General features: G+C 42.0%; 11 protein-coding genes. 4 read left to right on the top strand and 7 right to left on the bottom strand.

Annotation, left to right across the window (positions count from 1 at the left end; all coding sequences use genetic code 11):
* Nucleotides 1-164: 164 nt before the first annotated feature.
* On the bottom strand, nt 165-374 hold the full coding sequence (locus HWQ58_RS01790) for a hypothetical protein (RefSeq protein ID WP_292856981.1): 210 nt from the start codon (nt 372-374) through the stop codon (nt 165-167).
* 70 nt (nt 375-444) lie between these two features.
* Between HWQ58_RS01790 and HWQ58_RS01785 the strand changes: the two genes are divergently transcribed.
* The 3 genes from HWQ58_RS01785 to HWQ58_RS01775 all read left to right on the top strand — a co-directional run bounded on the left by HWQ58_RS01785 (nt 445) and on the right by HWQ58_RS01775 (nt 2,414).
* Nucleotides 445-1,170 (top strand): DJ-1/PfpI family protein, encoded by a 726-nt coding sequence (locus tag HWQ58_RS01785; RefSeq protein WP_292856979.1) that lies wholly within the window; start codon nt 445-447, stop codon nt 1,168-1,170.
* A gap of 174 nt (nt 1,171-1,344) precedes the next feature.
* Nucleotides 1,345-1,974 carry an HD domain-containing protein gene (locus HWQ58_RS01780; RefSeq protein ID WP_292856977.1) on the top strand — a complete coding sequence of 210 codons (630 nt, stop codon included), beginning with the start codon at nt 1,345-1,347 and terminating at the stop codon, nt 1,972-1,974.
* A 101-nt stretch (nt 1,975-2,075) separates the two neighbouring features.
* Nucleotides 2,076-2,414 (top strand): hypothetical protein, encoded by a 339-nt coding sequence (locus HWQ58_RS01775; RefSeq protein ID WP_292856975.1) that lies wholly within the window; start codon nt 2,076-2,078, stop codon nt 2,412-2,414.
* 282 nt (nt 2,415-2,696) lie between these two features.
* On the opposite strand, the gene HWQ58_RS01770 is transcribed toward HWQ58_RS01775, so the two are convergent.
* Nucleotides 2,697-2,825: a hypothetical protein gene (locus tag HWQ58_RS01770; protein ID WP_292856973.1), complete on the bottom strand. Its 129-nt coding sequence runs from the start codon at nt 2,823-2,825 to the stop codon at nt 2,697-2,699.
* Nucleotides 2,826-2,937: 112 nt separating this feature from the next.
* Between HWQ58_RS01770 and HWQ58_RS01765 the strand changes: the two genes are divergently transcribed.
* Nucleotides 2,938-3,870, top strand: a complete 933-nt coding sequence (locus HWQ58_RS01765; RefSeq protein ID WP_292856971.1) for a GIY-YIG nuclease family protein — start codon at nt 2,938-2,940, stop codon at nt 3,868-3,870.
* Nucleotides 3,871-4,085: 215 nt separating this feature from the next.
* On the opposite strand, the gene HWQ58_RS01760 is transcribed toward HWQ58_RS01765, so the two are convergent.
* The 5 genes from HWQ58_RS01760 to HWQ58_RS01740 form a co-directional block, all read right to left on the bottom strand.
* On the bottom strand, nt 4,086-4,421 hold the full coding sequence (locus tag HWQ58_RS01760; RefSeq protein ID WP_292856969.1) for a hypothetical protein: 336 nt from the start codon (nt 4,419-4,421) through the stop codon (nt 4,086-4,088).
* Nucleotides 4,421-4,624 carry a DUF5674 family protein gene (locus tag HWQ58_RS01755; RefSeq protein ID WP_292856983.1) on the bottom strand — a complete coding sequence of 68 codons (204 nt, stop codon included), beginning with the start codon at nt 4,622-4,624 and terminating at the stop codon, nt 4,421-4,423. Before HWQ58_RS01755 ends, HWQ58_RS01760 begins: the two co-directional genes overlap by 1 nt.
* Nucleotides 4,625-4,632: 8 nt before the next feature.
* Nucleotides 4,633-7,263, bottom strand: a complete 2,631-nt coding sequence (locus tag HWQ58_RS01750) for a U32 family peptidase (RefSeq protein ID WP_292856967.1) — start codon at nt 7,261-7,263, stop codon at nt 4,633-4,635.
* Nucleotides 7,264-7,346: 83 nt separating this feature from the next.
* Entirely contained in the window at nt 7,347-7,616 is a 270-nt protein-coding gene (locus HWQ58_RS01745) for a hypothetical protein (RefSeq protein WP_292856965.1), read from the bottom strand.
* A 286-nt stretch (nt 7,617-7,902) separates the two neighbouring features.
* Entirely contained in the window at nt 7,903-9,033 is a 1,131-nt protein-coding gene (locus tag HWQ58_RS01740; RefSeq protein ID WP_292856963.1) for a HEPN domain-containing protein, read from the bottom strand.
* Nucleotides 9,034-9,155 lie beyond the last annotated feature (122 nt).

Genomic DNA, 9,155 nt, shown 5'->3' with positions numbered 1-9,155 from the left:
TATTTAGCTAGGCTACATCGGAAAACATGAGTGTTACTCTAAGTCTGAGGAAATGCTTAAACTTTCTATTCGATTAGTAATACATTATCTCAAGTATGGTTCCGTGGCGCTGCGGGCGTGTAGCGCCCGCAAGCTTGAGGCGATCGCATGATTCATACTTGGATTCAGCAACGCCCAACATTCAGCATAGCTTGCAGCTTGCGATCGCCGAAAAGCTGGTCGAAGAAGAAGATTCCTGATCGCTTAGTGGCAAAATATTCACTCAACTTTGGTGCCAAGTGCGATCGCAGATCTGGTTCATCTTTCACCTGAAATAAATGCTGCAAGGACATTGTCATCATGGCGAAAAGAGTACCTGATCGAGGTCTAGGCATAACCCAGTCGTACTTATAGCATAGATGTTATATCCAATACCGAAAAGAATTCATATCCAGGAGAAATAAAGTGACCCAAGCTCTAGATCGCCTACAAATTGGTATTATTGCAGACCCGAACTGCTTTGTTCCCGACATTATCGGTGTCTACACAGCGTTCTGTGATGCTCCAAATTGCGACATTCACTTCCTCTGGAAGCACACTAACCCTCAGAAAAATTCTGAATCCTTTGGCATGGTGCATCCCTTCCCGATACACGCCACGACCACCTTTGCCGATTGTCCCCAAAACCTCGATCTTCTGTGTGTTGGAGCCTCTACACCCAATCTCTGGTCTGATGAGGAAACGTTGGTATTTCTCGCTGACCGAGGCGGTCGCGCCAAATATATCATCGGCATCTGCGCTGGTAGCCTGACGTTGGCTGCTGCGGGTCTATTGACTGGTTACCGAGCAACAACAAATTTTCAGGCAATCGAGGCACTTGCTCCCTTTGGCGCGATTCCAGTAGCAGGAGGTCATGTAGTCGTTGATCGCAACCGCTTCACAGCAGGCCCTGTGACTGGGTCGTTCGAGGCGGGACTAATGGTACTCGCAGAGTTGCGGGGTGAAGAGGCGGCGAAGGAAGCAGAACTAACAATGGAGTATGCACCTCATCCTCCGTTTGGTACAGGTAGCCCAGAATTGGCAGGTCCTGAGCTAACGCAAAAACTAATGCAGCGTTATGAACCGTTCGCAAATCAATTTCGCGCAATGCTTCAAAAAGCAGCAGAACGGCTGATGATGACGAAAACCTGAACTTTTCCGGCGGTGGCTTAACGAATCCCAAATAGTATATAGCTACGCACTTAGATCAAAACCCGTCACTTTCTGAGAGCCACCCTTATAGAGCGCTTTGGGCGCGGCTCTCAGAACGTAACTTCAACCAATTTTGATGTTGAAACTGTTGATTTATCAAATAAGGAAACACATATGTCCTCAATTCATCACTCAATTCCAAACAGCGAGATTTGTCAGAAAGCAACTCAACTGGTTGCAGAAGTGTCACCCACTTTTTTGTGTAACCACTGTATTCGCACATTTTTCTTTGGCGATTTGCTTGGTCAACGGGATGGACTCAAGTGCGATTGCGAACTGCTGTATCTCGGTGCGGTGATGCACGACTTGGGACTAACCGATCGCTTTGATGGGGAACAGCGATTTGAAGTGGATGGTGCAGATGCAGCACAGGCTTTTGTTCTGGAGCATGGACTATCAGACGAAAAGGCAGAAATCGTTTGGGACGCGGTCGCCCTTCACACATCCATTGGAATTGGTTCGCGCAAACAGCCCGAAATTGCTTTGGTGAATCTGGGAGCAAGTGCAGACGTGTTAGGCATCCGAATGGCTGACATTTCACCAGAAACAGTCGAGCAAGTGCTGGATGCGTATCCTCGATTCGGCTTTAATGCAGCAATGACTGAATTGTTAGTATCACAAGTCAAACGTAAGCCGCATACCACCGCATTTACCTGGCTAGCAGAAGTGGGACGAAGTTGCGTTCATGGCTTTGTTTCATCAAGTTGGAATGAAATGCTTGATCGCAGTCCGTTTGCTGAGTGATGGGGCGATTGCTTTCAAATTACTATTCAAGCCTTGTACACCATGTATTGCGTGACGTGTTTAACAAGTCAGATGCTGTAACTGAATCGTAGGAGGAACTTGTGACAATTTCAACTCAAAGAGACGTTCGCGTCACAATTATTTCTAGAATTTGGGCGTATGCAACAGTGATGTTCTTAATCTCTATCTTGCTCAATAGTCAGGGACAAGATCGGAAAGTGCTCTTCTTGCCAGCAATAATCGTGCTCGGCGCGGTAACCAGCACGATCATTGTTTTAAGAAAGTTGCGTGATCACCGACATGAAACTCTGTTTCCATCAGAAACCCTGGAGGAGCTTAAACAACGCATTGGGAATCTGGAGGCGATCGCTGCAAGTGACACTAGGCATTGGGATCATTCTCTAAAGCAACTTGAGCAAACAACGCTCGATCGTAGTTGAATTGATGTTGCCTATAGAAAATTGAGAAGGACACTGCATAACAACCCCGCTGCACCGGAACGAATTCAAGTTATCGGTCACATGCAAAGATATTTGCGTCCGGTGAGCGGGAACGTTAGCCAGCAATCACATACAGCAGTCTAGACATGACATTGAATTTTTTTTGCTGCTAAGTAGGAAGACACAAATAAACTTAACTATATCAGTCAAGGGCATAAATAGCTAAAAACCTCTTCCCTGCCAGGAGGCAGCCGTCCTAACTTTTCACCGCATCTGTAAAAGTCACTTTGGTCGGTTAGCGATGGCATAACCGCCCGCCAGCGATCGCATAATTTTAGCAGGGCAAACGCTGATCTTCTCGTGACTCCTAGTAATTTTATACCCAGATGCAATAAAGCGGCTTCCCTCCATTGCATTTACATTCTTCAAATCAACATTACACTAATCCAAAAGATAGATACATTTTTGAAAAGTTGAAGCACACTGGTAAGAGCAAATTCAACTTCTAAATCATGGTGTGGCAATGTGGCTAAAATATGGTGTAAATGAAGAAGGTATCTTGATATGTATTGAAGATATCAACAGGGGTAAGACTTCACTTAAGTGTCCTTACTGTAATAGTAGTCTAACTGCTAAAAAAGGCAAGGTGAAAGAGCATCATTTTGCTCATAATGAGGAAACCTGCCGCCCCATCGCTAACCGAAAATTCCCTACTCTGCCACTCTATGACAATTTCAACGTTCAATTATCTGGCAAGGATTTGGCACAGTTAAAGCTGCTTTGGCAGGAGTACGGAGCCAAAAATTACCCTATTAGTTCCTACTTAATTACTTCTGGTTTACTCAAAGCAGGAGTGTTAAGAAAAAACCTATACTTAACCCCAACAGAATATGAATTTAGTGATTTGGGTAAAATTCCTCTTGGAGCGTTAGAGTTCAGGCAATTCAATGATGTACAGGAGCCACTATTATTTAAAAAACTGCTGAAACTGGAGCTAGCTTTTAAACACGCCGAATACAAAAATGCTCCAGATTTAGCATATCGATTTACTGATTTGAAGCTATATCGCGCCCAACTTCAACGTATTCTATCCTCTAGCCTATATTTTTTAGAGATTGAAACGAATATTGGCACTTTGTACAAGATAGGAGTAACCCAAAGACCCGTTGTCAAGCGAGTAGCAGAAGTAGAAAGAGATTTACTTGCACACTACCGAACTGTTGCGATTAAGGTACTGGGAAGCTGGGCGCATAGAGGGAATATTGAACTGTATTTCAAACACCGCTATCAGGGATTTAATTATCCCATCGGCAGTTTAACTGAGTATTATAAGTTTAATGCTGAGGATACCGAAATGGTACTGCGTGACCTGCAACAAATGCAATCTAAAATACTATCTCAAGATGAAATAGATATTCTTGAGGATAATTCTAGCTGGGAGCAAATTGCTGTGTAGTATTCTCATAATCCCGTAGCAAAATCTCATTAATTACCAAGCAAAAATAATTATTTTATTGCTATACCTCCAAATACTCTACCACAGATGATGAGGCGACTGCCGACTTTTGATACAGCAGTATTTACCGAGGAGCGATGGCGTAACCGCCCAGCGTAGCTGATCGCAGTGGTCAAGTGGTCAAGCGCATTACTTGAGACTATGCACTCAACGATTTAAGAAGCTAGCAAACCCGACATCTCCAATACTCGCTGTGACCAAATAGACGCAACAGATGCAATATCTGTAATTTTCATTGATTTGTCCCAAACATTGATCCAGTTTTGTAATAAGTCTTGGAGTTGATTTAATTCAAGATTATTTATTTCACTTTTTTGTTGTATTAAAGACACGTACAACAAACTTTCTGACAACAATATTGGAACTAATTCACGAATTGCACTCTTTTGTGACCAAGAGTTAAGTCGTGCCAAACTAGCTGCCAATTCTCCTAATTGTTGCGCGTGGGGTTGACGTAAAAAACTTGCTTCAATTGCACTCCAGTTAGGCATTACAATCCTCCTAGCAATTGCTTGGTAATTTGGCTAACTTGTTCTCGAATTTGGTTAGACTGTATTATCATACTACGGTTATTCTGGCTTGGGCGAATGTTGATGATTGACTCAAAGACGATTTCCTGAGTAAAAACAGACAAATCCACACCCCAAATATCTCGTTGTCTGCGCCGAGCAGATTTTTCAAGCTGGGCGTTCAGAAAATCAATTATGACCGCAGTGCTGACACTCCCATAGGGCCACGAGTCACACCCAGTTGATTTTGCAACTTTAACTCTCGCCAGAGTTGAGAACCTGTAATCTCACCTTGCAATAATTGACTATAAAAATGTATTGTTTTACTCACTTGCTCTGGTGTCTCATTCACAAATTCGATGCGGAAGTGACGTAATCCCAGTTCTATCAGACGCTGTACGTATTCGGCTCCTGTTTGAGCAGTGCCGTTAAATACAGTATTGCGGCAACCTACATCTGCTTTAATAACATGTTCGCTGCCTACACGGTCTTTTAATTTCACTTCCTGCTTTTCACAAGGTCGTCCACAGTTGGTGTAATCTGTACCCGTCGAGAGAAAGGCACAAAAAACACAATGCTCCATGTGAAACATCGGTATATGCTGATGAATTGTCACCTCAAACCACTGGGGTGGACAACTGGTGAGCAGGTCTTGTAGTTGGGTAATATTCAGGTCATAGGATGCTGTCAGCCGTTCTAAACCAAAGTGTTGCTGAAAGTAGTCTGCTGTTAAAGGATTAGCAACGTTAAGCGAAAAATCTCCGATACAACGGTCTGCTGCAAAGAATTGCAATTGGTCATAGTTCCGTATCAGATAGCCATCTGCTTCACAAGCACGTACTTGCTGCAAAATCCAGTTTTCCCCAGGTTTGGTAATTCGGGGTGGTGCAACCCAGATGGTGGGGAGTGGGGAGTTAGGAGTTAGGAATGCTGAGTTATCAGTTAAAAGTGAGGAATTGTCTGCTTTGTTTTTTTGCTGTTGCTGGCGCACCATTTGCACCGCTTCTTGGTAGGCACGGGGGTCTTCAAATTCACAGTAAAGTGTTTGGATTCCCGCTTTGAGTGCTGCTTGAAGTTGCTTGAGATTTCGTACTAGGACGATGAGTGAAGGAGATATAGCTTTAGCTTCCCGTAGATTGGGAGATGAGGATAATGAGGAGGGGAGTAAGTTTTGGAAAGAGACATCAGAACGTAATTGCCAGCGTTTGGGTTGACTTCGCAATTCTTCCAACTGTGCTACGATTTCCCGCCGCATCCGGTTCAACTCACTTACGGGTAGCATAATAGCACCAATGAGGTGGTTGGTTAGGGTTCCTAAACAGAAAGGTGTGTTACCGAGACGACCGAATTGTTCTTGTAAACGCTCTGTATCTAAGGGTTTAGTGTGCGCCTGCACCAGAGAAATTGCAGATTCTACCTGTACAATATTACCGAGTCGATCGCGGGCGATCGCAATCAATGGCTGACCAACTTCTCCGTAAATTTCCATATCAATGGGACGCTGAAATTGTGGGTTCTCGCCAGCAAAACTCTGACGTAGTTGCTTATCGAGTTCTGGATCGTTGGTTTTCCAAATGCGATCGCCTATATGCACTCGGCGTAAGTTCAAGTCATTTCGACCAAAGGTCAGCACACTTTCCTTACCTTTGGAAATCACCCCATAAACTCGGCCGCCTTCTTCCTTCGCCTCTGGATGACCGCAGTCAAATACAATTCCATCCCCTAGCTTGACAAGTGCTTCCAGTTTGACTGTTACCTGTTCGTTGTGAATGCGGGTGACTTCACCTAGATAAACTCCACGTTTTTTACCAAAGCGGGCGTGAACAAGTTCCTGATTATTAATCCCGCCAAACCAGCCCGTGTAAAGTCCGCGAGAAAATGCCATTTCTAGATTGTAGTCTTCTTGGTCTGATTGACCTCTCCTCCCTTCCCTTGTAGGCAAAGGGGTTAGAGAGTTAGGTCTTTCCAATTCCGTCATTACACTATCCAAAGCTTGCCGATAAACACGGGTGACATTAGCAACATACTCTGGAGCTTTCAGGCGACCTTCAATTTTGAGAGAGGTTACTCCTGATTTCACCAAATCTGGCAAAACATCTAACCCTGCTAGGTCTTGAGGACTGAGTAAATATTTGCGTTCTTTTAAATTTACAACTTCCCCATCGGCGATTAAATCGTAGGGCATCCGGCAAGCTTGGGCACATTCACCTCGGTTAGCAGAACGTCCGCCTAAAGCCTCACTAGTCAAACACTGACCGGAATACGCTACGCACAAAGCACCGTGAACAAAAACTTCCAAGGGCAGCGAGGTTTTCTGTTGGGCAATCTGCTGCTGAATTTTATTGATTTCCTGAAGAGAACATTCACGCGCTAGCACTACCAATTGACAACCAAGAGATTTGGCAAATTCCACCCCAGCCGCACTGGTGATCGTCATTTGCGTGGAAGCATGGATGGGAAAATCGGGGGAAAGATGACGGATGAGACGGCATATACCAATATCTTGAACGATCACTGCATCCACACCAGCTGCAATAATTGTGCCGAGATATTGCTGTGCTTCTGCTAGTTCTTTGGGAAATATTAGGGTGTTGACAGTGACATAACCCTTTACGCCCCGACGGTGCAGGAATGTCATCAATTGGGGTAAGTCCGCCTCAGTAAAATTTTGTGCCCGCATTCTGGCGTTAAACCGATCCAAACCGAAGTAAATAGCATCTGCCCCATTTTCCACAGCAGCTTTAGCACACTCCCAATTACCTGCTGGCGCGAGTAGTTCAGGACGTTGAAGGGAAGGTTGGGAAAGGGAGCGATCGCTTTTCATTAGATTTAGGGAGGGTTAACTAGCACCATAGTGATTTTATCGAAGTTATTGGGGGATGGGGCGATCGCTCTCTCATCTGCGATTTATTGATTGAGAGTGGGTTTCAAGCCGCGTTTAACAGATACTTTTAAAGCTTTTGCTTTACTTACTAAGCCACTTCGGTAGACCTGCATGAGTTCATCTAGTTGACGAATTTCTGCATCATTAAGCTGTCCCTCTCGGTGACGAGCTAAAAATTCACTGAAAACTTCTTGTTGCTGACTTTTCATCTGCATATCGCACACAGCCAAAACTTGATCATCCGGTAATGACTCCAGATGTAGTTCGGTAATAGCGCGATTAATTTCAGCCATTTTCTACCAGTTTGCCTTTTACTTATGATTGTATCTGCGATCGCTCTGCATCTTCTGGTTAAAAAAGAGCGATCACTATTACACAAACTACAACTCCAATTGGGAATACTAAGTAAAGCGCAGCTATTTGCTTTGCAGCATTGACGCGACTGGTTACCAGACATCGTGGTACTGAGTATTTAGCAAATAAGAGACAATTATGGAAACGGAGAAGTAAAACCTGAAGGCACAGAATTGATGTATGTCATTCCATCCAAATCTTTAAAGTTACAGCCTTCCATCTGAATTAAGTTCTCTCTCCCTTTGCGTCTTTATCATCATCAAGGTCTTTATGAAGATATACGCCATTGGTATGAAGAAATCTGAGTAATGCAAAACGTATTATTCTTTCTAAACCAATGTAAGTTGGTATTCTCTTGAGAACCTTTTTTAAATCTTTGTCATCCACATTAGGTTCTAAACCAGGTACACCAACTTCATTTATACTTCTATACATTTGTTCTATATATGGTTTAAAACTTTGGCCTGTATGAACATACTTACTTCTTATGTCATAAGCTGCTTTTATATTTATTTCAATACATTCTTCTTGAAGTTTTACACTCTCATCATTACTTTCTGTTTTACTAAAAAATTTTTTGTTAAGTAAACTTTTGAGAGTTAAATTAAACTTTTTCCTTACTTGATATAATCTACTTTTTAGGTATTTAATATCACTCTCTTCACTCATACAGGCTAATTTAATAAATATTTTTTTTAATTTTTCATCATATAATTCATTATCAGTATAATCATAAAAATTTGATAGGATTTCTCCACAAGTAATTAGATCAAGATATGCTTTTTCTATATCCTGATCCATTATTTGAAGTGAATTAAGATAAAATTTGCCAGCAGCCAAGAAGTATCTATGTAATTTTTCATATTGAGCATTGCGAGTTAATATAAATTTGATTATTGCTTCACACTTATCAAATGCAAGTGGAATTTCAAGGTCTTTTCGGGGTAAATGATTAGTGATACCAACATGCTCGTTAGATATTGAAAATATTGGTTCATAATTTGGCATCCAAAAAATTCCATAACTTTCTAATATTCCATGATTATCAAACCTTTTTCCATAATAAACAGCAAGAGCAATAGATATAATGTCACCAATAAATGAATTATCAGGAATTACTATTTGTTGATCTGGTTCAGGTAGAAAATCAAAAGTGCAAACATAGTAATATCTACTCATTTGACTTTCATTATATTCATTATCTTTCTGTGTATTGTATAAAGCTCGATTTCTCATACTTGGATGTGCTGATGCAATCAGTAATTCATCATCTTCATAGTCACCATTGAATCTAGCTGGTGATGAAATTAAACATTTATGAATATTAGGATGTGATCTGAACTTTGAATTATCCATAATTAAAGTTCTAAGTTTAAAACGTGAAAGTAAACACTAATACTAATTCTCTAAAAGCTGGCTACAAATGAGATAATAAGATTTAATGAGAAGAGGGATATCCAATGTCAGGGGTCTATCAA

Origin of the sequence: Nostoc sp. LPT (genome assembly GCF_017115165.1) — a bacterium.
GTDB lineage: Bacteria > Cyanobacteriota > Cyanobacteriia > Cyanobacteriales > Nostocaceae > Nostoc.
Note: the sequence above shows the minus strand (reverse complement) of the source record. Positions and strands in the feature narration are given on the sequence as shown.

Bases quoted from the DNA above. Each gene is read 5' to 3' on its own strand.
- HWQ58_RS01750 (WP_292856967.1), bottom strand. From the start codon at position 7,263: ATGAAAAGCGATCGCTCCCTTTCCCAACCTTCCCTTCAACGTCCTGAA.
- HWQ58_RS01780 (WP_292856977.1), top strand. From the start codon at position 1,345: ATGTCCTCAATTCATCACTCAATTCCAAACAGCGAGATTTGTCAGAAA.
- HWQ58_RS01745 (WP_292856965.1), bottom strand. From the start codon at position 7,616: ATGGCTGAAATTAATCGCGCTATTACCGAACTACATCTGGAGTCATTA.
- HWQ58_RS01770 (WP_292856973.1), bottom strand. From the start codon at position 2,825: ATGGAGGGAAGCCGCTTTATTGCATCTGGGTATAAAATTACTAGGAGT.
- HWQ58_RS01790 (WP_292856981.1), bottom strand. From the start codon at position 374: ATGCCTAGACCTCGATCAGGTACTCTTTTCGCCATGATGACAATGTCC.
- HWQ58_RS01765 (WP_292856971.1), top strand. From the start codon at position 2,938: ATGTGGCTAAAATATGGTGTAAATGAAGAAGGTATCTTGATATGTATT.
- HWQ58_RS01760 (WP_292856969.1), bottom strand. From the start codon at position 4,421: ATGCCTAACTGGAGTGCAATTGAAGCAAGTTTTTTACGTCAACCCCAC.
- HWQ58_RS01740 (WP_292856963.1), bottom strand. From the start codon at position 9,033: ATGGATAATTCAAAGTTCAGATCACATCCTAATATTCATAAATGTTTA.